This is a genomic window from Bdellovibrio sp. CKG001 (assembly GCF_055397465.1).
In genome coordinates this window covers 2,462,323-2,486,812 of the sequence record NZ_AP029173.1, presented here as the reverse complement: position 1 = coordinate 2,486,812, position 24,490 = coordinate 2,462,323, and the positions used below count along the sequence as shown (strand labels likewise).

Annotated in this window: 22 protein-coding genes; 5 read left to right on the top strand and 17 right to left on the bottom strand. The window is 49.3% G+C overall.

Annotation, left to right across the window (positions count from 1 at the left end):
* Positions 1–15 precede the first annotated feature (15 nt).
* Together ACZ50P_RS11755 and ACZ50P_RS11750 are read right to left on the bottom strand one after the other, a co-directional pair.
* Positions 16–618, bottom strand: coding sequence for a cold shock domain-containing protein (locus tag ACZ50P_RS11755; protein ID WP_464120573.1), 603 nt, complete (start codon positions 616–618; stop codon positions 16–18).
* Positions 619–856: 238 nt separating this feature from the next.
* Entirely contained in the window at positions 857–979 is a 123-nt protein-coding gene (locus ACZ50P_RS11750) for a hypothetical protein (protein ID WP_464120574.1), read from the bottom strand.
* A 226-nt stretch (positions 980–1,205) separates the two neighbouring features.
* Between ACZ50P_RS11750 and ACZ50P_RS11745 the strand changes: the two genes are divergently transcribed.
* Positions 1,206–1,631 (top strand): N-acetyltransferase, encoded by a 426-nt coding sequence (locus ACZ50P_RS11745; RefSeq protein WP_464131318.1) that lies wholly within the window; start codon positions 1,206–1,208, stop codon positions 1,629–1,631.
* An 11-nt stretch (positions 1,632–1,642) separates the two neighbouring features.
* Complete coding sequence (locus ACZ50P_RS11740; RefSeq protein WP_464131316.1) at positions 1,643–2,785, top strand: winged helix-turn-helix domain-containing protein; 1,143 nt, start codon at positions 1,643–1,645, stop codon at positions 2,783–2,785.
* A 55-nt stretch (positions 2,786–2,840) separates the two neighbouring features.
* On the opposite strand, the gene ACZ50P_RS11735 is transcribed toward ACZ50P_RS11740, so the two are convergent.
* Both ACZ50P_RS11735 and ACZ50P_RS11730 read right to left on the bottom strand, forming a co-directional pair.
* Complete coding sequence (locus tag ACZ50P_RS11735) at positions 2,841–4,202, bottom strand: PAS domain-containing protein (RefSeq protein ID WP_464131314.1); 1,362 nt, start codon at positions 4,200–4,202, stop codon at positions 2,841–2,843.
* Positions 4,203–4,293: 91 nt separating this feature from the next.
* Complete coding sequence (locus ACZ50P_RS11730) at positions 4,294–5,592, bottom strand: JmjC domain-containing protein (RefSeq protein WP_464131312.1); 1,299 nt, start codon at positions 5,590–5,592, stop codon at positions 4,294–4,296.
* Between the two features lie 121 nt (positions 5,593–5,713).
* Between ACZ50P_RS11730 and ACZ50P_RS11725 the strand changes: the two genes are divergently transcribed.
* Together ACZ50P_RS11725 and ACZ50P_RS11720 are read left to right on the top strand one after the other, a co-directional pair.
* Entirely contained in the window at positions 5,714–6,931 is a 1,218-nt protein-coding gene (locus tag ACZ50P_RS11725; protein WP_464131310.1) for a class I SAM-dependent rRNA methyltransferase, read from the top strand.
* Positions 6,932–6,965: 34 nt separating this feature from the next.
* Positions 6,966–7,253, top strand: coding sequence for a chorismate mutase (locus ACZ50P_RS11720; protein WP_464131309.1), 288 nt, complete (start codon positions 6,966–6,968; stop codon positions 7,251–7,253).
* 36 nt (positions 7,254–7,289) lie between these two features.
* Here the strand turns inward: ACZ50P_RS11720 and ACZ50P_RS11715 are convergent, their stop codons facing one another.
* Together ACZ50P_RS11715 and ACZ50P_RS11710 are read right to left on the bottom strand one after the other, a co-directional pair.
* Positions 7,290–9,848, bottom strand: coding sequence for a peptidase U32 family protein (locus ACZ50P_RS11715; RefSeq protein ID WP_464131308.1), 2,559 nt, complete (start codon positions 9,846–9,848; stop codon positions 7,290–7,292).
* A gap of 172 nt (positions 9,849–10,020) precedes the next feature.
* Positions 10,021–11,166: a hypothetical protein gene (locus ACZ50P_RS11710; RefSeq protein WP_464131306.1), complete on the bottom strand. Its 1,146-nt coding sequence runs from the start codon at positions 11,164–11,166 to the stop codon at positions 10,021–10,023.
* Between the two features lie 223 nt (positions 11,167–11,389).
* Between ACZ50P_RS11710 and ACZ50P_RS11705 the strand changes: the two genes are divergently transcribed.
* Positions 11,390–12,670: a beta-sandwich domain-containing protein gene (locus ACZ50P_RS11705; RefSeq protein ID WP_464131305.1), complete on the top strand. Its 1,281-nt coding sequence runs from the start codon at positions 11,390–11,392 to the stop codon at positions 12,668–12,670.
* Positions 12,671–12,714: 44 nt separating this feature from the next.
* On the opposite strand, the gene ACZ50P_RS11700 is transcribed toward ACZ50P_RS11705, so the two are convergent.
* The 11 genes from ACZ50P_RS11700 to ACZ50P_RS11650 form a co-directional block, all read right to left on the bottom strand.
* On the bottom strand, positions 12,715–13,104 hold the full coding sequence (locus ACZ50P_RS11700) for an ankyrin repeat domain-containing protein (protein WP_464131304.1): 390 nt from the start codon (positions 13,102–13,104) through the stop codon (positions 12,715–12,717).
* 68 nt (positions 13,105–13,172) lie between these two features.
* Entirely contained in the window at positions 13,173–14,462 is a 1,290-nt protein-coding gene (locus tag ACZ50P_RS11695; protein WP_464131302.1) for a beta-sandwich domain-containing protein, read from the bottom strand.
* Between the two features lie 70 nt (positions 14,463–14,532).
* A complete protein-coding gene (locus ACZ50P_RS11690) occupies positions 14,533–16,107 on the bottom strand; it encodes a L,D-transpeptidase family protein (protein WP_464131301.1) in 1,575 nt (524 codons plus the stop codon).
* A 179-nt stretch (positions 16,108–16,286) separates the two neighbouring features.
* Positions 16,287–16,661 carry a hypothetical protein gene (locus ACZ50P_RS11685; protein WP_464131299.1) on the bottom strand — a complete coding sequence of 125 codons (375 nt, stop codon included), beginning with the start codon at positions 16,659–16,661 and terminating at the stop codon, positions 16,287–16,289.
* Between the two features lie 68 nt (positions 16,662–16,729).
* Positions 16,730–16,918 (bottom strand): hypothetical protein, encoded by a 189-nt coding sequence (locus ACZ50P_RS11680; RefSeq protein ID WP_464120587.1) that lies wholly within the window; start codon positions 16,916–16,918, stop codon positions 16,730–16,732.
* A 155-nt stretch (positions 16,919–17,073) separates the two neighbouring features.
* The gene (locus ACZ50P_RS11675) at positions 17,074–17,820 is read right to left on the bottom strand and encodes a substrate-binding periplasmic protein (RefSeq protein ID WP_464131298.1); all 747 of its coding nucleotides are present in this window, start codon (positions 17,818–17,820) and stop codon (positions 17,074–17,076) included.
* Positions 17,817–18,275 carry an META domain-containing protein gene (locus ACZ50P_RS11670; RefSeq protein WP_464131297.1) on the bottom strand — a complete coding sequence of 153 codons (459 nt, stop codon included), beginning with the start codon at positions 18,273–18,275 and terminating at the stop codon, positions 17,817–17,819. Before ACZ50P_RS11670 ends, ACZ50P_RS11675 begins: the two co-directional genes overlap by 4 nt.
* Complete coding sequence (locus tag ACZ50P_RS11665) at positions 18,272–18,901, bottom strand: hypothetical protein (protein ID WP_464131296.1); 630 nt, start codon at positions 18,899–18,901, stop codon at positions 18,272–18,274. Before ACZ50P_RS11665 ends, ACZ50P_RS11670 begins: the two co-directional genes overlap by 4 nt.
* A gap of 84 nt (positions 18,902–18,985) precedes the next feature.
* Positions 18,986–20,731, bottom strand: a complete 1,746-nt coding sequence (locus tag ACZ50P_RS11660) for an OmpA family protein (protein ID WP_464131293.1) — start codon at positions 20,729–20,731, stop codon at positions 18,986–18,988.
* Positions 20,732–20,858: 127 nt separating this feature from the next.
* Positions 20,859–21,482 (bottom strand): uridine kinase, encoded by a 624-nt coding sequence (gene udk / locus ACZ50P_RS11655; protein WP_464131291.1) that lies wholly within the window; start codon positions 21,480–21,482, stop codon positions 20,859–20,861.
* Positions 21,483–21,593: 111 nt separating this feature from the next.
* On the bottom strand, positions 21,594–24,296 hold the full coding sequence (locus tag ACZ50P_RS11650; RefSeq protein ID WP_464131289.1) for an RCC1 domain-containing protein: 2,703 nt from the start codon (positions 24,294–24,296) through the stop codon (positions 21,594–21,596).
* Between the last annotated feature and the right edge of the window lie 194 nt (positions 24,297–24,490).

Genomic DNA, 24,490 nt, shown 5'->3' with positions numbered 1-24,490 from the left:
TGTTATCCGAGAAAATCAGGTTCGGGCCTCAGAGGTGTCCTCTAGAGGCTTGAAGGTCCCTCGGTGACCGTTCGCTCCCAGCACATGGACACTGGTGGCTTTGGGGCCCTTTTCCCCCATGTCTTCGGCAAAACGCACTTCCTGCCCAGGCATCAGCTCGTCAAAGTTGCCGGTGACAACCGAGTTTCTGTGGAAGTAGATTTCGCGATTATCCTCCGTAAGTAAAAAACCGTACTCTAGGTCCGGAGAGATTCTAAGGACCTTGGCGTGATTGGAATTGTTTTTGGTTTTGACGTAGCCTCCCATCATTCGCATATATTCATCGACACGGCGGCGGGCCGAAAGGAAAGCATCTCGAATAGCCACATAAACATCTTCGTGGGCATGATTCAGACCACGTTCTCGGTCCACTACGAGGATGTTTCCTGGAACTGTCATACGAATTTTGATGTGATAGATACCCCCTTGATGTTGTTTGCGCGGCGGACGTTCGACGACCACGTGACAGGAAAGCAGTTGAGGGCAGGTTTCTTCAAGAGTGTCAGCGTGATCCTGAATCGCTGAGGTGACCGCGTCTGATTCCGGAAACCCCACGAATTGAATCTTTAAGTCCATCATAAATTCCTTTCCGCGATAGAACGCTTTTTCTCCATTTTACAGTAAGACTGCGGCTGCGGATCGCTGCTCTTCAACATAATGGGTGGCTTATGCAATAGAACTCTAATACAGGTCGAGGATGCCGTATTCGTGATAGGTCCATTGTCAGTTGAAATAAGATTTTTGCATTGGGTGATCAGTCCTGACCAGTCGACCTGGGCAGAGTATGGGATTTATGTTGTCCTCAGAAGCACGTGATCTATTGAATGTCGTTGTAGATCACGTAATAGATGGCGATCAATGCAATCAGCGCCGGTAAAATAAATGTCAGACCTAAAACCCACAGAGTTTTTGATCGTACTTTCTTTTCTTCCGTGGTCATGTTTGTTCCTAACCTTAAAGTTTTGTCTTGGCCTCGAACTTTCACCAATCCTTGGCTTTTGTAAAGGAAAAATAGAACGTGGATCCTCTGTCTTTAAGGCGTAGCCGCTTGGAGCACTCCGTGCTAATATTTCATTTTGAGGAATTGAGGAATGGATATAATAGTTAAGATGCCGATCCGTGGAAGGGGGGGCCTCTTCCTTTAATTTCTTCAGCAGGAGATCACAATGATAAGAAAGCTCATAGAATCGGATATAGATCATGTTGTAAATCTGTGGCTCTCGGCTTCAATTATTGCGCATGATTTTATTCCGGCAGAGTTTTGGAGTGAAAAGGTGGATGCAATGAAATCAAAGTACCTGCCGTCAGCCGAAAGCTATGTCATTGCTTCTGATTCTCAAGTTGAGGGGTTCATCAGTTTAGTGGAGAACTCTGTTGCGGCTATTTTCGTGGATCCGTCCTCACAGGGGAAGGGCTACGGTAAGCTGCTGCTGAATCATGCAAAGAAACTCAGGGCGTCCTTGCAACTCTCGGTGTATTCAAAGAACGCAAAAAGCATTGATTTTTACAAGAGCCAAGGCTTTGTCATTCTCCGGGAAGAAACAGAACCCGAGACCCAGGAAAGCTGCTATATCATGGCTTGGAATCAGTAAAGGCAGCAAAAGTGAAGCATAAGATTTCAAAAACATTCGTTCGCACTCTCTGGTTAAAATCCCAAGGGCTTGATCAGCCCAAGCCCTTTGGCAGCGGTCCCAAAGCCACGGTGAAGGCCATTCAACATCTGGGCTATGTTCAGATCGACACTATCAACGTGATTGAACGATCGCACCATCATATTCTGTATTCCAGAATTCCTGACTACAAGCGATCCCATCTGCAAAAAGCGCAAAGTAAAGATAAGACGGTCTTTGAATATTGGACCCATGCCTTGGCCTATGTTGCCACGGATGATTTTAAATACTTCATTAACGACATGAAGCGCCGACAGAAAAATCCATCACAATGGTATTCCTCTGTCACCGAAGCTGATGTCAAAAAGATGCTAACTACAGTCAAAAAGCAGGGGGCTATTTCAATCCGCGATGTGACCGACGATGTCTTAGAGGAAAAGAAGCACCCTTGGGCAAGCAAAAAGCCATCAAAGAAGTTCCTTCAATGCGCTTTCAATGGGGGGGAGCTGGTCATCGCAGAGCGCTTGGGTATGCTCAAAAAATATGAACTGACGGATCGTCATTTCGATTGGGAAAAAAGACCCAAAGCCGCTTCGCCCAAAGAGGTCACTGAATACAAACTGGAACGGGCCTTAAGATCCCAAGGCGTGATCAGTCTGGATTCGGCAGCTTATATGGAAAAGGCGGCGCCTAAAAATGAAATCTTAAAGGCCATCGAAGCACGCGTGCGCCAGGGCACTTTGATCCCTGTGGAAGTCAAAGGTCTTGAAAGAGTGCACTTTTGGGTCAAGCCAGAACTGCTGGAATCCCCGCAAGAGAACGTCAACAGTCTGACACACATCCTGTCACCATTTGACCCTCTGGTCATACAAAGAAAGCGTTTTCACATGTTCTTTGACTATGACCATCGCTTCGAAGCCTATGTGCCGAAAGAAAAGCGCAGATACGGTTACTTCGCATTGCCGGTGATCATCGGTGATCAGGCTGTTGCGGTTTTAGATTTAAAAACAGACCGGCAAAAACAAAAACTTCTGATTCAACAATGGAGCTGGCTGGGAAAACACAAAACCAAAGTGAATAAGCAATTGATCGAGCAAGAGTTGGAACGATTTGAAAGGTTTCAACTGGGAACGTAGGCAGGGTGAACGCTTTGTTGTCAGAGGCGCGCGCAATTTCTGCGGGCGCGCCTTTTTAAATAGCCAGTTCTTTGGTCTGCGGAGAAAGGCTTGCGGCCTTTTCAAACAGAGTGTCCACGTGACCTGCGACGGAGGACACCTTATGGTCAATAGCATCGCAGTGGGAATTGAGCTCCTGGGCTGCTTTTTGAATGGAGCTGTTTGAAGACTGCAGCAGATTAATGAATCGCAGCATTTCTTCCAGATAATGAACGAAGGTAACTTTAACTTCGTTCACACGGGCAGATTCTACGGCTCCGATTTGACGGATGACTTCCAGACCTGTTGTAAATCTTTTCACATCAGCAAGTTGCGAAGAGATTTTCGACAGTTGTTCGGCCAGGGCCTTAATTTCAACAGTCAGTTCGTGCGAATTGCCACGGAAAAGGCTGGCGAAGTTGTCTCGAACAATCAGCATATCTGAAAAAGCGTTCTCGGCGTGCTGACTTTTTTGAATGGATTCTTTGATAAAGAAGTCCACCATCATCATTTGCACGTCCATCGAAACAATTTTAAGAGTGCATTTCTGGATTGTTTCAGTCAGATTTTGTTCGAAGTGTTCCAGTCCGGACAGGTGGGATCTGATTTGCTCGGAAAGATCAGAGAACTCTTTTGCAACCACACCCAGCGAAGAAGCCACTTCTCCGAATTTGGCAGCAGCAACAGTCATGTTTAAAGCATTAAACTTCAGCTGCGTGAATCCACTGGTCAAATGTTCCATGGTGGTGACCAAGGACTTATTGATGTTCTGAAAATCCTGAACTCGTTTAAAGCAGTCCTTCAGGTCCTTGGAGGTTTTGGAGCTGATATTAGAAATGTCGGCAATAACACCCACGCTGCCAGACTTTCTTTCCACGTCCCGGTCAGGCAGGGCATTGATTTCAGCAAAGGCCGCTTGAATCATAAAGTCAGTGTAGTCCCGGAATCCAGCCTTCTGCACCTGATCAAGGATAAAGGGAACAGAGCCCTCCATGCCTTCTTTTTCCTCGACCGCCAAGGTGGCTGTATAAAGGTCTTTCACGACACTAAAAATAGGTGAGGAGGGCTTTAAGCGAATAGAGAGATATCCGTCCTTAATGGGGAACACGAAAGCATAGACCCAGTAATAGCTGCCATTGGCCGAAAGGTTTTTTACATAGGCGGCGATGGGGCGGCCCGCAAGCAGAGTGTCCCAAAGAAGTTTGAAGACGGCGCGAGGCATATCGGGGTGGCGAATGATGCTGTGAGGAGCTCCCTTCAGAGTTTCGCGAGGGTACCCACTGACACGAACAAAAACATCATTGCCGAAAGTGATCACGCCACGATTGTTGGTGGTACTGAAAAACAGTTCATCAAAGCCAAAGGGGCTTTCATTTTGGTTGGGGGTCGGTCTTTTCATTTCTTGCCTCTAATAGTTTGATTTGAACACAACCTGCTAGGGACAACAAAAGATGAAAAAAGAAACACGACCTGGAGGATGGAGACCCGACTTATTGCCGGTTCAATCCTTTGTCCTTTTCAATGGACAAGGCCCCCGCATCGGCCAGCGTTTGGAGCGCTCGGAGATCTGACCTGGATCGAGTGAAGTATTGACTCACCATGCAAGGGTTCCCATGGTTTAGATCCTTCACGAGTCTAAACAGCCCACCTGACTTTTTACCGGCCACAGTCACCCCAGCAAAGCTGAAGTAAACCACGCCTTTGGACGTCAAGCTGTGCTGCCACAGAATCAAAGAGTTTTTATTGCGCAAGCGGATCTTGGATTTTACAGAAATCTTCACAGATGCACTCGGGACGGTTTTAAACCCTTGTGAAGAAATATGCTGCATCCAGGACTTTAAGAAGGTCTCTTGCAGTTCTTCGACACTTAATCTCTGCAAAAGTTCGATGGTCTGACAATAGGCTTTAGGAAGTTCGCTCACTTCGCCGGAATCGCTGTGCAGTTTCTTAAACTGAGTTGCCACCTTGGTACCGGCGGCACCGCTTTTTTGTGCCAGCAGACCTTTTAAGGAATCAGAGATCATTTCCTTGTGTGGCTGATCCACCCAAACCCCCAGGCTCCAGGTGGCACTGAAGGATCCATCCGATTCCGCAATATGCCAGGCCGAAGAAGGCCAATAGGTCATGTCACCGGGGCGGGCCTCTAAAAGTTCGGATGCTTTTTTGTGTTTTTCATACTTAAACGCACGATCCAAGGAAGGATTCTTTTTCACATACTGTGGTTCCCACAGTCGGAACCGTTTAACCCCCGCAACTGGGAAGCTAAAGACCCCGCAGGAATCCACATGCACTCCAAATGGAGTTTTGCGGTAATTCCCCAAATACAAACCCATTTCCGAAAAGCGATTCGGGAACCCGACGTGACGATACAGCTCGTCGGTAAATTCTGTCAGCAGATGTTGCTTTTTGTGATTCACCTGCAAAAGCTCATCACAGACCAGGCAGTAGTCCGGAAACAGCGCTTTCATGCGCGCATGGTAGCCTAAAAGGGATTTGTCCTGTTTTTCAGGCAGAACTTGCAGGACGTCTTCTTCCTCTGCTTTAAAACCATCGATGAAAAACTTAAAACCCGTCGGATCGTTTAGTTTGCGGCAGCGATCTGCATACAAGACAAGCAAATCAAAAACTTCGGCGTCGGTTATTTCCAGAAGGCTGGATTTGACGTTTCTTAGAACCAGCGCTTTTTTCTCCCAGATATTCCGGGAAAAATTGCGCCAAAATTTTTTGTCCAACATCGTCTTCATGCCCGGCAGAGTCGTTGAGATCGCCGTCAGAGTCAAATAAAGCACCCCAAAAACATAAGCCCCCGACGAGGATTTGTAAATTTGACCCGCGCGACGGAATGAACCGCATAACCCCTTGTGATTACCTAGGATTTATCATAAAAAGTCCCCTCTGGAGAAGCCCCTCATGAACGCAGCCCCTGTTACATTTGAAGATCCCATTTTGACCATCGAGCTTAAGCGGGATGTCACCAAACACCTAAAACAGGGGCACCGCTGGATTTTTGCCAACTGCTTTGAAGAACGTCGGTCCATCAAGTCGGGCATTCATATTCTGAACTACAAGGGTGAACCCTTGGCTTTGGGGATCTGGCAGGGTGATACGCAGTTGCGTTTCCGCGTGCTGGTGTTGGCTGAAGAGCCGATCTTCCGCCGCAACAACATGAAACGCACCCTGGAGCTTTACTTTGAAAGCCAGTGGCGCAAGGCCGTGGAAATCCGTAAGACCTTCGATCTTTCTGTCACCAACTCCTTCCGCCTGATCAATGGGGAGGGGGATGGTTTCCCTGGGCTGGTGGTTGATGTTTATAACGACACGGCTGTGATCAAACACGATCACGCCATCATGGAAAAAACCTGGAACGCCAGTGCAATTGCAGAAAAGATTCAGGCGGATTTCCCTCAGGTAAAGTGTGTGTACCTGAAGCGCCGTAACGACGCTGATGAAAAAGGCACAAACATCGTGGGCACATTGGCGCCCGAGGTGCAGTTCCTTGAAAATGGAGTTCTGTTTGCCTCTAACATCCGTGATGCCGCCAAAACGGGGTTCTTCTTGGATCAGCGTGACAACCGCAAGATGATCCAGAACTTTGCCAAAGGTAAAACCGTTTTAAATCTGTTCAGTTATACAGGCGGATTTTCCATTTTTGCTGCCAAAGGTGGCGCCAAAGAAGTGACCAGTGTGGATATTGCCAAGGTGGCCATCCAGGCGGTCGCCAGAAACTTTGAAATCAATGGTCTGACAACAGTTCACCATGATATCGCCACCGATGCCTTTGAGTATCTGGAAAAGCAGAATGCCGAAAAGAAAAAATACGATCTGGTGATCACTGATCCGCCCAGCTTTGCTCCGAATGAAAAATCCGTCGAACAAGCCAAGGCTGCTTATACGAAGGTCTTTAGCAATTCGATCAAGCTGGTCAACCCCGAGGGTTTATTTGCGGCCAGCTCCTGTTCCAGTCATATCTCGACCCGGGATTTTATGGAAATATGCAAAGAGGCCTTTTCGCGTGCGCGCAAGAAGGGCACACTGGTATATCAAGGCGGGCAGCCGGTGGATCATCCCTATCCCATGGCGATGGAAGAGCTTCGTTACTTGAAGTTTGCCCTGTTCCGTCTGGATTAGTTGATTTTTGGGTTTGATTTAAAGAGGTTCATAAGTGGATAGCATCGCCAGTCTTCGTCAGGAAATTGATCAGGTTCATAAAGAGCTTCATGCGCTGCTGTTGCGCCGTCGTGAACTGACCATGGCCGTATGGAAGATCAAGCAAGAGCAGGGCTTGCCGTTTTTTAGCCCCGAGCGTGAAGAACAGATCATCCAGAGCTTCGTGGCAATGCAGCCGCATCGGCCCCATGATCCAGCCTTCGAGGAACTTCTTAAGGGCGTCATGAATTCCATCTTAAGAGAGTATGAGAAATACCTAAAAGCTCAGTTTCCCACAAAATAAAAAAAGCCCCTGTGGAGGGGCTTTTTTTTGCGAAGTTTACTTTTTACGACTTTGATATTCTTTTTCGCGTTGGAAGTGGCTTTCAGACAGGCCGTAACTTTCCACGTTCCCCAGATCCTTGATCAAGGAATCCAGATCCTTCTTGCCACTGATAAAGTCCAAGTGCCCTTGGATTTTTGAAATCAGCTCTGCTCCGCGCTCTTTCAAAGCTTCATAGCGCACATAGCCCAGCCCATGGGATTCCCAGTCCTTGATGTAACGAGCCGCCGACTGTGACGTTCCGTTGTACATGGTGTTGCGGCACTCTTGATCGGGCTTGATCTGATGCCAGTTGCCGAACTGGTCCTTCAGTTTGACCTGATGTTTTTCACAGGGTTTGCCACAGTCTTTGAAGCTGGTCCCTTTGGAAAGGAAGGCGGCAAACACACAGTGTTCCATATGGAAGCTTGGCATGTACTGGTAAGCGGTGACTTCAAAACGCTCGGCTTGTCCTGCTTGAATCAGTTCTTCCACTTGCACGTGGTTCAGGTCATAGCCCAGGCACACACTGGACAGACCCTTTTCCAGAAGGTACTGAGCCGTCAGGTGATTGGTCACGTTCAGGCTGAAGTCGCCAAGAATTTGACCAGTGTAGGAGTTGGCCTGCAAGTACTGCACAGCCCCCAGGTTGCGCGCCAAGATGGCATCGGGATTCAGGTTGAGCAGATGCTTCACATTGCGGTGTTCATTGGGTTTAAGAATACGGGTGGTGGCAATGGCAACCTTCATGCCTTGATCGCGCAGGACTTTCAAGCTGGGTTCGAAATCCAAACCGAATTCAAAGTCCAGGATCACCAGATTGATACCGGAGGTTTCAATTTCACCGGCGGCGATGGCTTTAGCCACGTCTTCGACTTGTTCTTTGTCGCGCAGAAGAAGATTTAGCTTCAATCCTGGCTTTGCTTTGGCCGCCACTTTATTGGCGTCAATCCAGCTAAGAACCTGCTCCTGCGGAGTGACTTCCGCATCAGCGCCGTTTTTAATGCGCAGATCCGTCAATTCTTTGACCATCTTTTGGCGAAGTTCTTTGACTTGTTTGTTGGGAATAAACAGCGGTGTGGTTTCATCCAGCTCGCAGGCAAAATTATCACCTCGGAAGGGACTTCCCATCAGGGCAAACAGCTCTTCGCGCAAATCCAGGGAATTCAGCCCCTTGTTTTTGGCAGCTTCGCAGATGTTTTCAGAATAGCCTGTCACGGTGTTTTTGCCGTCAGAGTACTGAACTTTCAATGGCTGACCCAAAGAAGCTTCTGCGCGGATCGAAACTGGAACGCGCTTTTTTCTTTCCTTGTCTTCAACACTCAGGGCCACGTCACGCTTAAGGTCTTTATCGTGGTTATAAAACACACGAGCGCCCACAAACAGATTGTCCATGACGATGTCCCGTGAAAACTCCAGCGCAAAACGGCGCGGGGACAAAGTTTTGACGGCAAAGACGAATCCGCCTTTTTCCGCGCTTTGTCCGTTACGGTCTTTGTAAACCCAAAGAATTCCGTCACCGGCTTGAATGAAGTCCGCTTTTAAGCCCTGGGCGACCTTGTCGTCCGTGATTTCCACTTCCAGGGAATTCCCGTTCACACGCAGAACTTTTCCGAATTCAAACCCACGGTGCGCACTGAAGGTGCCTTCCACCAGTTCCTGGTGATTCACTCCATGGAACCAGCCGCTGTAAAAGCCACGGGAAAATGCCGTGGCCATTTGTTTTTTCAACAAGATAGGATTAGCCAGAGCCTGGTCGCGTTGTGCGGAAGTGATGGCGGCATCGAAACTGCGGGCGGCAGTGGCCACATATTCTGGCGTTTTTAGGCGGCCTTCGATTTTAAAGCAGTCCACACCTGCTTCCAAAAGACTTGGAACTTCGTTGATACCGCAAAGATCCTGCGGGGACACCAGGAAGGACTTGCCACCCAGATCACGCTTTTCACCGTCAACGTACATTTCGTAGTTAAAGCGGCAGCTTTGCGCACATTGACCCCGGTTGGCAGATCGTCCACCGATGCCTTCAGAAGTAAAGCATTGCCCCGAGTAGCTGACACACAAAGCCCCATGAACGAAAACTTCGATTTCTTTTGAGGTGTTTTGTTTGATGGCGTGGATTTCTTTCAGCGAATTTTCACGTGCCAGAACAAAGCGCTGAATGCCCAGGTCGTCCAGCCACTGAATGGCTTCGGCATTGCTGATGCTCATTTGGGTTGAGGCATGCACGCGCTGGTGAGGGGCCATTTGACGAACCAGGCGCACCAAGCCCAGGTCCTGGATGATAAAGGCGTCGGGCTTCAGCGGAAGAATTTTTTCAAGGACTTCGACGGCCTTGTGCAGTTCGTTTTGGAAGACCAGAATGTTGAAGGCCAGATTCACTTTCACGCCATACAGGTGGCAGGTGTCGATGATCTCTTTGACCTCTTCGATCTGAAAGTCATAGCTGCGGCCGCGGGCGTTGAAGCCGGGGACTCCCATGAAGATGGCATCAGCACCATTGTGAATGGCAGCCATGGCCATCTCTTTGGTACCTACGGGAAGTAACAGCTCGGGACGTTTCAAATCTTGTTTTTCCATGCGGTGTTTTTAACGAAGGCGGGGGCTGGGCACAAGGGGAATTTCGCCGGGTAAAAGCGGGCTGGCGGCGCTGGCAGTGTGAGACCGCCTTAAATCCCATGACGTCAGGTCTAAGTGCCTGAATTATCATGGGATTTACTCAAGTATTCAAAAGACCTTGAGGGGGCCGTGATTAAGGGCGACTTTTTTTAGCTGTCATTTTTTTGATCAGCTCTTTCATACTTTCAATTTCTCTTTGGACTTCCTTGGGGATGTGAGTTCCCGAAGAGCCAGTGAAGGCCATCTGAATCAGGTCCTGATACTCGGTCAGGCAGGCCGGGGCGATCTTGGATTCAGGGTGTTCCAGGACACATTGTTTCAGATACAGCTCGGGCATGGAGTAAAGGGCTTTTTCTTCGTATCGTCTTTCACAGAAGGACAGCCAGTAAAGAATTTCGGGCTTTAGCGGGGTGTTGGGATACTGCTCAAGATACTTGTACAGAACACTGGAAACTCGCAGATAAGCCAGCTCCCGGTCTGTGTTCATCTCAAAATCACCTGAAAGTTCTTTTTTTAGATTCGTCTGAGCGAACTTGCGCAGTTCATTACTTTGTTTGTCGTTAAACTCCGGATAGGGCAGGGATTTGATTTTTTCGGCGGATTTTACCAGATCCTGCATGCGGTTTTTAAGGAACTCTGGCAGCTCTTTGTTACCCAGATCTTTTTGCAGACTTTGGATCAAGCCCGGAAGGTCCCTTTTGACACGGGTGAAGTAGTACACTTTTCTGGAAAGGGCTTGTTCAGCATGTTCAACCGAAGGATCACTTTTGGGGAAACCAGCAAGAACTTCAGAATACATCGGCAGTGCCTTGTCAAAGTTTCGCACAATGAACAGGAACTCTGCTTCATCAAATGGCTTGCTCAAGAAGCGGTTTTTATCAGAAAAATCAAATTTAGTGGAAGAGCTGGGAAGCTGTGTATGACAGGACATGCACACACTCAGCGTAGAGCGAAGCATCCATAAAGAGTAGTCTTTGTTACCCACACGATAAACAATCTCGGCTTCCTTGAGCTGCTGATTCATCGCCCGGCCTGAAATGGCGAAGCCGGAATTTTTGATTTTACCTTCGTGAGAGATCTTTTCACTTAAGCTCACCATGTTTTCCAGGGATTTTTGAATCACGGGTGCGTTCTTAGGGTCACGATAGTCGTCTGCGGAAACAATAAAAGGTTTTAGCGTATAGATTTCCTGAAGCATCTGATCCATGTAGGGTTTGACTTCGGCTTGAGCCTGCAATGAAAGAGAAGTGATTAAGAGTAAGAAGAATTTTCCAGCCATGGGCCCTCCGGTTGTATCGCATTCATTACATAGGCTTCATAACTTGGTGGCAAACTAAAAAATGTCTTCTTGTTTGTTCTCCAACCGGGGCGGTTGCGGGTTAACAGGCCGTTCTTGTGATTTTAAGCAGCTACTTCATTCTTTGTTCGAGATTTTCCGGGTTCACGATTCAGAATCACAGTTCAGACAAAAGTATAATTGAACCTAACGGAAAGGAATGAAGATGCAACGTCCATGGTCTCAACGAATTTTAGCTTCTATTTTGGTCCTTCAGGCGCCTTTGTTGGCCCAGGCTGAACTGAGTCCTTACACCAGTGGTGCCGAGCGCAGCGTACTGAATCCTTATGCCGCCTTTGAAGGCGTGGGAAGGGTGGCGGATATCACCCGTAAAACGGGTGGGGCTTTGTACCGTCTGGAGCTGGCCAAACCACTGCCTTTAACGTCTTTGCGCATTAGATCCAAGGCGGGGAAGGTGAAGATTTTAGGCGTGACGATGATGACTGACAAGCAAGAGCGCATCGTTATTAAGAGCTTTACGAACGTGAGCTTGGCTGAAGCGGATCAACCTCTGGCTTCGGAAGTTTTAAGCTCCACTGCGGGGATTGCGATGATCGAAATTCAGGCAGAGGCCATGGGAGGCAGTGCTTCGCTCGAATTAACCGCTGTTTCCAGTCTCGAAGCGCCGCAGTTGTCATTGCGGGATGATTTTTCTTGCAGCAAAAAGTTTGACGCGATTTTGAAAGAAAAGCTAGATGTGGTTCAAGTTTGGGCAGGTCGAGCCGAATCCAGTGCGCCAGATTCTTGGCAGGAAAAGTATGCAAGCAAAGAGTTCACCAAATATGTGAACGACTTTATCACCACCTTGAAAGAGTCTAAAAACTCTGTGGCTTCTACGGAATACACTTTGACGCTGTTAAACTTCTTCACTGAACGCCATAACTCCAGCCGAGTCGGCAGTGCCGCAGAGCAGGGCTATAAATCCATGGCGACAGAGACCTTTGAAGTCTTTTTGGCCTCTTTCCAAAGCCAGCAAACCTGCCGTGTGGTGTCCAGCGAGGCGTTGATTGAAATCACCGTGGATTTCCAGAAAAAACAGGAAGCCAGCAAACCTGACAGCCGGGCTCGTAAGATCTATGAGATGATGATCGGAAAATTGGGGAAATTCATCCCGACCCAGTATCGCAAAGAGCTGGCGACCAAAAATCTGACGTTCCGTCAGGCCGACAATGAAGGATATAAGTTCTATAAGCAGTTTGCCGCCAGCAAGCCTGAGAGCATGCTGAAAGGAACTTATCAGGAAATGAGTGCGAACGCCTATGCGTTGGCGGAACAAGCCCTGATGAAAGAGGTCAAGGAACTGGACAATGAAAGAACCTATCAGCTGATCGTGGAATTCCAGGCCAAATACAACGACCCGGCCAATTATCCCCAGGAAACCATGATGAAGTATCTGGTGATCCTGTCTGAACACAGCACCTTCTTAAGAAACATCATGCAAAACTAAAACATGCCAACCTCAAGGCGTGATCCCAGGATCACGCCTTGTCTTTACCTGATCTTTCGCGCCAGCCATTTCGGCAGAAGGTCTTTCCAAGACTTGCGCGCGGAAATACCTCGTTTTTCCAAATAGGCGATAATGGCTTTGTTATCATAGCGTCTGGCAGCTTCGATGCAGTTCATATCATCAAAGAAAGACTTCAAAAACGGGTCGGCCTTGTGTTCCAGAAGATACAGGGCAATGTTCGTGTGCCCAGCCGCAATCGCCGCCACCAGTGGTGTGGCTAAAATTTCGGGATGTTGATAGTTCGGATTCACATCGTGTTCGATATGATAGCGTACCAGCTCGATATTTCCATTTTGCGCAGCCAGATACATTTCTTTCCAGTCACCAGCAGACATCAGATCCCCTTGATTGATGGTTTCTCTGGAGTCTAGCATTAGGAATGGTGATGGCTAAAGTATTTTGAGGTGAGTCAGAAAGGGCCGGGTTCCCCCGGCCCATTTATTTAGTGGAACAAAGGGAACCCGTAGGTTTCTTCAGCCAGGATATTCAGATATCGGGCTGCGACGGCTTGTGGAATCTCCGTTCCGCTGTTCATTTTCCCTTGGTATTCGACGATCAACTGGAATCTTTGTTCGATGTCCATCATTTTGACTTCGCGTTTCAAGGCCTGTTCGGCAGCGACAAAGGCATAGGCACTCATGCTTTTGCTGGTGTCTTTCAGGAAATCCCCGTTAGGGGCGGCCAGATACATTTTGAAGTACTTGGATCCCTCGGTGTCGGCGTCGCGGAAGCTAAGGTTTGCAGCGACAATTTCCTTGCGATATTGCTCGGGCGCAAAATCACGGACTTTGTTCATGATTGTGGTGAATAATGGACGAGCTTTTCCATCGGCAGGCATGGCTTTGAGCTTTTTGTTAAAGTCCATCGAAACACTTAACAAAACGTCGCTTGGATAGCGGCGGCATGGAAGTTCGTTTTGAATTGCAATCACCAGCACATCATACGTGGCCGTCAGCAGATCCTTATAAGCGGGCTCTGAAACACCCCCTGAACGAACGGCATTGTACTGATCCGCAAAGAAGTTCATCAGTGTGATCAGGTAAGCATGGGACGTATAGCTGCCAGCGGTGTTCATGGTGGCAACAAAGTCTTTGACCTGCTCTTTAAGCTGATTGCCTGCAAACTTTTCCTGAACGGATCCGGGAGCACTGGATTCAGCACGTTTCACCCACAGTTGCACCGGGTCCAGTTTGTCCTTCAAAAGGGCGTCGATGTTTCGTTTGCACGAGAACGACGGGATGCGATTGCCTAAGGTTAGCCTTGGGGCTTCTTTGGTCGAGAAGGCTTTGATTTCCAAGGCGGCTTCTCCTCCCATGGCTTCGGCCAGAACCTCGATGCCCGTGATGTTGGCGGCGGTTTGGAACATCTCTGAACTCATCGGGGCTTGCGTTTCATCCAGATTGACACCAACGAACTGACGGACTTGCACCTTTTCATTCTTATCCGTGACCAGAGCGACAGAGTAAACTTTCATACGGCCTAATTTGGATTTGGCCTCCAGGCGCACCAAGGGCAAAGACTTGATCAAATCCAACCGATACAGATCCCCACCGCGATCGCGGGTGATCTGATCAATGCGACCGACGCCTTCATAGAGAGGGGATTGCGGAGGCTCTGTCGGGCGGTTGGGAGGTGCAGGTGGTTTGGGCAATTCTGACTTGGGCGGCTCCGGTGCCGCGAAAGCTATTTGTCCATGAACGAGCAAGGCGAGAACAGCAAAACGTAAATACATGTTCGAACTCCTTTCGAATAATTGCATTCTAATTTCGTACTTCCTTTGTTGAACCTATTCAATTTACAGATTATTCACCTTTGAACAGACCGCGCAGAGAACCTTCGATGTTTTTGTTTTGTCCGTACAAATCTGTCACAAATCGTACAACTCCGTCTGAGCTCATCATCGAAGTCAGATAAGCAGTGTACACAATTGTTTTCTTGTAGCTGGGAACAGTGATCTCGGTGGACTTGGTGACGATTTCTCCTGGGCGGGCCATCATGGCAGCAATGAGTTTGCGATCCCATGGCGTGTCTTCCAGCAGAAACTCGGCTAAGTCCAAAGGTTTTTCCAGACGAATGCAGCCTGAGCTGAGTTGTCGACTGGGGGTATCAAAAAGTTCCCTTTGATTGGTGTCATGCAGGTAAATGGCAAACGAGTTTGTCAGATCAAACTTTAAAACACCCAAGGCATTCCCCAAATGAGGAAGTTGGCGAATATTCACATCAGGCTCTACGCGTCCTGCGGCGATGCCCTTCCAGTCGATTTCTGTCGGGTCCATGCGGCGACGGAAGTCTTTGGACCAGGCTTCATAGTGGTGCGAGTTGAAGTATTCGCGGATCTGTTCGCTGTTAAGATTGGCCAGATCATTGACTTTGTCTTCATAGAAAATTGTCGGTGGCACCACCCAATACGGGTTGATAATGACTTTAACAATTTCGTCTCTCATCGTTGGTGACTTGCGGCTGGGGCGACCATTGACAGTGCGGAAGCTCATAATTCGCGGCCACTGGGTGGATTGATCCATCAGGATGAAATAGGACATCGCCAGATTCACAAAGATATAGCGGTTTTCAAAGTACTGAGGGAACCACCGCATCTTTTCCATGTCGATCTGCAATTGGCGGACTCGGTCCATACAAGACACGGTAAGGAAAGCCCAGACTTTGCCATTTGGAGAAATAGCCCCGTCGGGATTAATTCGCATATTCCATTGAATATCCGTGACGGCATTGAGAAGATCACCGTCAAAGCGGTCATCCATCAGTTTAAACTTATATCCAAGAAGAGCCAGCCGTTGTTTGATTTCCCTGATCACGGGATGCTGGGAAAAAAGTCTTAAGGTTGTGTTGATCGGAGTGATGGGCTGCCACTGTCCGCTTAAACAAGAGGGATATACCTTTTCCAGAGCCGATTTGACCGCCAGATACGGTGCATTCTGGGGTGATATCAGATCCAGCAGGCGACCGGGATCTTCGGCCGCTGTCAAAAAAACGACTTGCAGTTGTTTGGGTGTCAAAAAATCTTTCTGTATGAATTTGATGTCGCGGCCGGCACTTTGGGGGTTGACGCTGCCCAGGTGAATCTCTTTTAACAGTCGCAGAAAAGCTTGGTTGGCCAAGGGGCGGAGTCTGGTGGTGTTGCCGGAATTGAGCAGCGACTCCATCGCATCAGTCCAATAGGACTTTGGATTCACCCCGTGGCGCCAGGCATTCATACTGGCCTCACGAAGACTGCGCAGGTCCATCTGGTTTAACAAAGCATTGTAGTCTGCAGCTGCCTGAAGGTGAAGTGGGGAGCGGACTTCCTCAGAAAAAGCCCCATTGCAAACCAACGTGGGCAGAAGGAAAGCCAGGGTCGCAGAAAGCCGTGCTGTAAACATGGTGGGTCTCCTTTTTTACTGAACTCCCATTTTTTACATAAACGAGATGCGCGAGAATTGAAAAGGATCCAACTGTATAAAGTCAGGAAGAATCACAGGATCGTGGTCGGGTGTCCAAGTAAAGTACAGTCTGACCTCAGAGAAGGTGAGGCAATACGCCTCACCTTAAGATGTTAAAACTAGATACCGGTTCCGTAGAGTCTTAGAAGAATGTTGCCTTCGCTGGTCTTGATGGACATTTCACCGTAGTGCTCGCCTTTGGCTGTCGGGGCAAAGTAAATGTCGATCAAACAGTACTTCCCGGCTTCGACGGTGGCACCGCAGTTGGTGGTGGCGGCAAACATATCACCGAAAATCAAAAGTTCGTTGATGTTTAAGTTCCGATCTGCCGGGGCGTTGATTCCAATTTCTGCCAGCGCAGTTTGGTTAATAGGGACTTCACCGTATTCCAAACTCAGATAGTCAATATCGGTCGGAGAGATATTAATTCTGTCATTGGCATACCCGGGCAGAGCCAAGAGAGTTGTGAGGAAAAAGGCTGCGAGTGCTTTCATAGGGCCTCCTTTATGTTCATATTCTAAGAACAAGAGGACCCTTTCGCAGTATGCATAGAAACAACGGTCTAGTCTTTCGCAGACGGGGGGCGTAGATCTTCCACTTTGACCTTGTTCTGGCGGTGCGCCTTGGGGGTCTTGGATTTTTCTTCGTAGAAGTCTCCGTGGAAGTTGCGCATGGGGATTTGATCCAGTTCCTTGATGAATTCGTAAGCTTTGATCAGTTGATTCTTAAGATTCAACAGTGTCTGCCTCATGCCATGATCTCCATTGTGTGCTGATTCACAGTTTAAAGGCAGGCACGGAATCTTTCGTGAAATTCTATGGGAAACCCTGAAATCTGGACAGCCGTTGAGCTTTGGGAAGAGGGTTCGGAGGTCTTCTCATTTCTGGAAGGTCTAGGGGGCACGTTCTAAAGATATTTGTCGGAAATCTTCTGAAGTGTGCCGTCTTTCTTCATGTCTTCCAGAGCTTTGTTTAAAGACTGAATCACCACCTCGGGGGTGCTGATATGAAACGCCATCCAATAGTCCGTCGCGTACATGAATGCCAGTCTTTTGTATTTGATGTTCCAGCGTTTTTCATAGGTTTTCTGGCTGCCGTCAGTGACGATGTCCAGGTCGATGCGGCCTTTTTTAAAGGTCTCCATGCGCTCATCTTCACTGCGATAGATGCTGACTTTGAAGCCCTCTTTCTGCAGAACCTGAATCGGGTAGTCATCAAACTGACCGCCGACGGAATACTTTTTAAAACTGCGATAGTCCTCGGCAGGTTTGAAATTCGAAGTGCTCAGTGCCGCCAGATAAACGGAATCTTTTGCGATGGGCCCCACCCATTTAAAAAGTTTTTCGCGTTCCTCAGAGCGGGAGGTGGAAAAGACATAGTGCTTCTTCTTTTGGAGAGCTGCGCTGTAGGCCCGCGCCCAGGGCCACAGGGTGAGTTCCGTTTTTAGTCCGGCTCGTTTGAATGCCTCGCGCACCACGTCGGTGGAGTAACCTTGAATCTTATTGTTTTCAAGATAGTTAAAAGGCACGAAGTCTTCGGTCATGCCTTGATAGACGATGTCTTGCACAGGCTGACTTTTCCATTTGGCCAGCACCGTTTCGCAACCTAAAAAGACCGGCAGAAGAATAAGTAGCGGTTTGAGGCAAAGACTCAAAGTTCCACCGCCTTAAAGCGAGCCATCGGGGCCATACGCGCTTTGGTTAATACCAGCATCCCTTCGCTGAGAGAATAATTGTCGATACTTTGTAGGATCTCGACGAAGTTATCTTCTGTTGGCATTTGCAAACAGAACTTTTTCGTGGAAGCCAGTTTCGAAATAAAAAGACGCTGACCGTCCTTGGCCTCAAAGGCGCCAGTAAAGGCATTGCATCCATCGTTGCCATTCACGCGACTGTCCCCACTATTGAATTGAACATAGACTTTTTGCGCATCCGCAGAGGCGTATTTCACGGGATGTCCCATCAGTTCGACAAGTTCCCAGCGAATATCCTTAAATGCAGCAGGGGTGGATTCCTGGGTCATTGCAGAAACCTCCGTTTCCGTGTCTGTGGTTGCGCAACCGAAGAGAGATGAAAGAATCAAGGGCAAGGTGCAGAGGATTTTTTTCAAGGAAGATTCCTTTCTGTCGGTTCTTCGCCGACATCCTTTATTTCTGTAGCATCGGTGGCAATTTCCCGGGAGAAAAGATCCAGGGCTGATTGACCGACTTGTTTTGTATCATAGCGCGTGTACCAGCCGACGGCAACAGCCCCCGCAATGGGAATCCATCTGGAAATGCTGGCTCCCAGCATCCGCTGAGTCACCCGTAAACCAAGGCGCTCACAGACGCGTTCGATCATTCGTAAACTGGTTCGGCGCAAGACATAGCGTTCACCCACCCGGACTACTACGTCACGCAAAAGCTGACTGGCACCGTGTTTAAAAAGACAAAACAGCAGAGCTTCGCGGGTCAGATAGCCGGACTTGCCGTGAACGGCGGCGATATCCGCTACCATCTGTGCTTGAATACGCCAGATCGCCAGTAAATCCGGAAGAATGGTCAGCATCCCCAGTGGGCCTGGAGGGATGGCCAGGGCTCCGGAAACTCCTGCGGACTTCCACGCGGCCATCTTGATAATGTCTTGGGAGGCTTTATAAGGGTCCGAAGCGGGGGAGAGTTGCGACGAGGGGGCGGCTGTGACCAGGTCATAAAGCGTGCTTGCAACCTTGGAAGCGTCTGATTTTTTTGTTCTCACGGCAGACCTCCTGATGCCGTTATTTTATAAAAAAAGCCGGTGGAGGTCCACCGGCTTTACACAATCATTTTAAGACAATGCCTTTTATTTGTTGTAATAGACTTTCAAGACCACACGACGATTTCTTTGGCGACCGGTGGCGCTGTCGTTCGATGCAATGGGGCGAGATTCCCCGTACCCGATGGCCTCGATGTCTTTTCTGTCCAAGCTGAGCTCTTTGCTCAGAATATCCTTAACAGCTTCAGCACGTTTGCGGCTGAGTCGTTGGTTGTAATCATCACTTCCAACGGAGTCCGTGTGCCCCTCTACAATCAATTTCTTAATCTGAACCTGGCGCAGGTTCTGCAGATTTTTACGTAATTGAGCCAAGGAGGCATCCGTCAATTGTGCCTTGCCCGAGACAAATTCCAGATTGGATAAATCAATGGCTTTGTCCTCTTTGGGAGGCTCAATGACTTTGATGGTGGACTTGGCGGTCCGTCCTTGGTGATCGGTGACCTGAATCTGGACGGTCTGTTTGCGTAGGGGAGCTTCATAGAAACCTGTTTCTTCCATGGAGCCTTGGCCGCGAAGAAGGCTGAAGCGATAAGGCGCCTCGCCACCTTCAGCCTCCACCTGCACGGAGGAACCTGTGTAGACCTCATAGCTTTTTTGCGTGAAGCGCAGCGGACTGCGAACTGTGGTTTCGCGGATGGTGACAGTGCGGGTGACAGTACGGCCGAAGCTATCGCGGAACTCAAGACGGCTGAACCCCGGTTGATCTGAAGTAAACTCGCAGGCACTGTTCAGACTTCCCGGTCCTTCCACGACCTGGCAGTTTTCGATCTGCACATCACCTTCGGCATAGTATTGAATCCATTCAAAGGTGTTGACGACTTTGTCATCAGGTACAATCACAAATGCTTTTTCGACGGTTTTTTCTCCGGACGGAGTGCTGTTTGCGCCAGGCTTCCAGTAGTAGACCAAACCAGCAAAGACACGATAGGCCGGGGACAGGGTTTTGACTCCAGGTTCAACCGTGGCGCCCCAGTCAAAATTCAGATTCTTATACCAGCGGTGTTTAAGCCCCAGCAATAGGTCCAATGAAGAGGCGTCCACGGCATCTTTGTAAGGCTCTTTGTCCAGCGGATAACTGGAGAACGCTTCGAACACCCAGCGGGCGGTCGAGGAAAACTTGTCAGATATTCCATAGGACACCGTCAGTTGGCTTTTCAAAGGGAACATGTGCGCATCAGCTGGCGTGTCTGTGGGATTTCTGATGCGGGCTCCAACGTTGACGGATTGAATGCGGGTGGCTTTGGACCAACTGTAGGCGCCTTCAAGGTTAAAGATGGGAAGTGAGTCTGTCCCCGTGTAGGGGCTGTTTTCCAGGAACGGGAAATCCACGGACCCCAAAAGTGCCCAGTGTGTGTCTTTGCCAGATGCGGAGGACCACTTGAATCCGGGACGGAAGCTGTGAATGCCTTCAGTCAGGTTGACCCGAACCCCGTCTTGTTCCTTGGTGGAATGACTGAGCAGCACAGGCATCTGCAAACTGAACTGCAGGTTTTCAGAAAATCCGTAAGCCACGCCGAAATCATACTCGAACAATGAATCTTCATAATCAATGCGGTCTTGCGCATTAAGGGTTTTATAAACCAGCAGGTGATCTTTGGCAAAATTCAGATAGTTGCTGAAAACAAAATAGCCCTGCGGCAGCGGGCGGGCCGAGTGGACAGAGATAAAGTCCAGACCATCAGTATTTGGAGAGAAAGTTTGCATATCCCCAAGAACATTGGCCATCGCCGAAAGGGGAAACAACAGAGAAAGAAGAGCCGTCGTCATGCGCATGATGCTGATCCTTTGAAGTAATCTGACTTTTATCTTTTCAGATAGAAGTCCTTCAGAGCAAGAAGGAAAACCATGGAGCGGCTCATTTTGTTTTCCGTTGTGTTGGGAACGTTGCGAAGGTCGGGGGCTAGAGCAGATATCTTTGTTTTAGACGGGAGCACACTTGCTCCAGAGCTTGGCTGTAGTCCCCGAGGTCTTTGACAATCAGGTGAGCGTGTTCTTTGGAGGGCTCCACGAACAAGTTATGCATGGGGCGAACCTGAAGTTCAAACTGCTTATGAACCCCCTCAGGTGTGCGACCGCGTTCATGCACATCGCGATTCAGGCGGCGTTCAAAGCGCAAGTTTTCCGGGGTGTCAAAAAAAATGGCCTCGTCCAGTTCGGCGCGGACTTCGTGGGAATGCAGGATTAAGATTCCATCGACGATGATCACTTTTTTGGGCTGACCAAGCAGGGTTTCTTTTTTTCGTGAGTGGGTGACAAAGTCATAAATTGGAACATTCACGGCAATGCCGGATTTCAGCAGACGCAGCCCCTGCGCCAGCAGGGTGAAGTCCAACGCCTCGGGATGATCGAAGTTCACTGAACCGCCGTCCCCGTCGAATTTTGCCGATTGATCGATGTAGTAGTTGTCCTGATACAGAATCGTGCAGTTGGCTTCGCCCAGCATCTGTTGCAGTTCTTTGGCGAAATAGGTTTTTCCGGAACCGCTGCCGCCGGCAACACCTATGATATGTGGTCTTTGATTCATGACAAAACCCCTGTTGAACCCTCGCAGTTTCGATATTTTAACTGCATTTTTCAACAGGGGCGTAAGAGGTTTGCAGTCTTTGCAGGACTGTCAAAACTATAAACGAAAGACTTAGTAAATCAGCGGCTGTGGCGTAGAGGAGTCTGTCGGGTTGTTCACCCCGAGTTCGCCTTCTTGGCCCTCACCCCAACACCAGAGCTTTCCACCATTGGAAATTGCACAGGTGGTTCCAGATCCGGTGGAAATGACTGAGGCGGGCAATGCTTCTGCAGGCATATTCACCTGTGTTGGAAGGCTGACGGCCGAGGTCAGAGTTCCCACTCCCAAGCGACCGTTGGTGTTTAGCCCCCAGCATTTGATGGCTCCTGCCTGGGTCACTCCGCAGGTCATTTGTTCTCCGGCTGAAATCTGCATGTAGGAAGTCCCACTGTCGATCACCGTCGGGGTTGTGACACTTCCAGAGGCCACACCGTTTCCAACGGCACCAAAGTCGGCGCCACCCCAGCATTTCAGAATGCCGCTGGTGGTGACGGCACAGGTGTGCGTACTTCCGACGGACACCATGGAATAGGTTGTTCCCACATCAATCGCGGTTGGTGTGTTGTAGTTGGTGACATTGCCGGTGCCAAGCTTGCCATAGGTGTTCGTGCCCCAGCATTTGAGTTGTCCGGTATTAGTGATTCCACAAGTGTGACTCGATCCAGCTGAAATCTGATTATAGGTCACACCCGCGTCGATTGTGGTGGGGCTGGTCTTGAAGACCGTAGTCCCGTCACCAAGATTCCCTGAGATATTGTCACCCCAGCACTTTAAGACGCCCATCGTGGTGATCGCGCAGGCTGAGCTGTTAGCGACCGACAGGTTGATAAAGTAGTCGCCGCCAGTGACCGGCGCTGGCAGATCGTGAAGGGAGGTTGTGCCGTCACCGAGCTGACCTTTGGTGTTCATCCCCCAGCATTTGACTTCGCCAGCATGGGACAAGCCGCAGGAGAAATCATAGCCCATTTTGACATAGCTCCAGTCTGTGCCCGCGGGGGCAATATGTTTAGGGATGTTTTGTTGAGTGCTGACGGGATATCCTAATCGTCCTCCGCTAGGGTTCCCCCAACAGAAGGATCCCATCATGGACTTGGCACAAACGCCGTTAAACCCAGAGACAAATACGTTTTCTGAGCCATTGGCAAAAGGGCCACGAACATTGATCGTATAGCTTCCAGCTTGAGTCAGGCTGGAACTGACCCCCAGGGTCAGAGTCTGAGGTGTGCGTGCTTTAAGATAGAATGGCACTGAGTATTGACCTGCGCCCAAGCTGATGGAGCTGACGGGGTAAGAGCAGGCGCTGTCTGAGAAGTATTCGGCAGAGGAGGAGGTAAACTGGATTTCTAATGGGGATGGAGCCAGCACGGCAGTGTGCTGATCATTCACCAGAATGGCTTCGAAAGGGGAGTTGTAGCAGAAATCACGAGTTGGGCCGTCTCTGTGCCCCCGCAGTTCCAGTTTAGAAGGTGTGTTGGTTCCGCCGCCACGATAGATATTTTGAGTCAGCGAAACGAAGCTCGCACCTGACAAAGTGATGCTATTTTGCCCCGCAGTCCCCGTGCTTTTCACCCACACCGCTGTTGAAGAGGTATAGGAAGGGATCGTGATGGACGTTTGCGCAGCTCCCGAACAATCGGAAGTGCTGTAAACAGAAAGACCCGCTCCGGGGGCGAGAGTCACGACACCGGGACTCATGGCATTATCGGGGCTGTTGCCTGCATCAATGTAGCGACGAGTTAATTTAAATGGATAACAGAGGTCCGGCAAAATAGACCGAGCCCCTTGAAGCTCAACCCCTTTCAGGCCGGAATCGACAATTTGATAGGTTTTTGTTTGAGTCTGCAAGACCACAGCAGAGGAGACATTGGTGATGCTGATTTCCAGAGGGCCTGGAGTGTCGGGGGCACGGAAGACAACGTCTTTAAAGTTTTGACCGGCAGCAATCGTGGAAGTCGGACTGGTGCCCAGCATCTGGTGACATTCGTCGTAGCTTTGGTAAATGCCAACTTGGGTCCCATTCAGGGATAAAGAGAACTGAGTGTCTGTGGGAAGAACACCATGTCTATTTTGATCGTCAGAAAGAAAGACACCCACGCTAGTGCAAGCTCCCAGAACATAGGTGTTGGCCGGGAACCAGTCTTTGCTGCTGGTAATGCGTGTAGGAATGCTTGCGCCTGGGTTTGAAGGGCCGTCCTCCGGGAAATCAGGACCCCGGCAGCTATCAAACCATTTTTCTGAATCATAAGTGATGGGAATATCGACGACGGTGGTTTCTCCGGCACGAAGTTTCATCCCTGCCTTGGATCCCAAAACATAAGGACGTGACAGTCCGTCACCGAAGCCCGCGGATTTAAAGTCTTTGCATTGTCCGTCTGGAGCATAAAAGCCGATCACCAGGAACTCGCGGCTGTCCCCGGAAGGAACTTCCATGGTCAGTTCACCACCAGCAGGAACTCCGCCGGTCCAGGGACCTACGTTGCGCGCCGGTGCTGAATTGTCATCGCGTGCGCAGGTGTTTCTGCGAAGAGCCTCTTCCGGCCCAGTGACAGTGACAAGATAGCAGTTGATTGGAGCAGAACCCGTAAATCCAGTGGGGATCGGTCGACCGTCCGGTGTCGTACCGCCAGAGGTTGCAAAGGCTTCAGCTTTTGAGGCTAACGATTGTGCGGAGGGAAATTGAATGCGCACCTTGGAGGAATCCTGCAAAGACAGACGATCACATCCTGAGAGTCCGACAAGAAGCCCCAACATCGGAAGAACGGAATAATTTTTCATGTTTTACTTGTCGGCTTTTTGATAAGTCTTCTAAATGATCAGGGGAGCTTGAATAATTCTTAAGCTCGAGATGTTGTACCGAAATAGCGCAAAAAGATGTCAGTTGTGACATGATTAGAGAAAGGTCCAGTCGAGGCCTGAGACCTCGGTCCAAAAGAGAGACAACTGACAAAGTATTTTTTTAATCCAAGAAT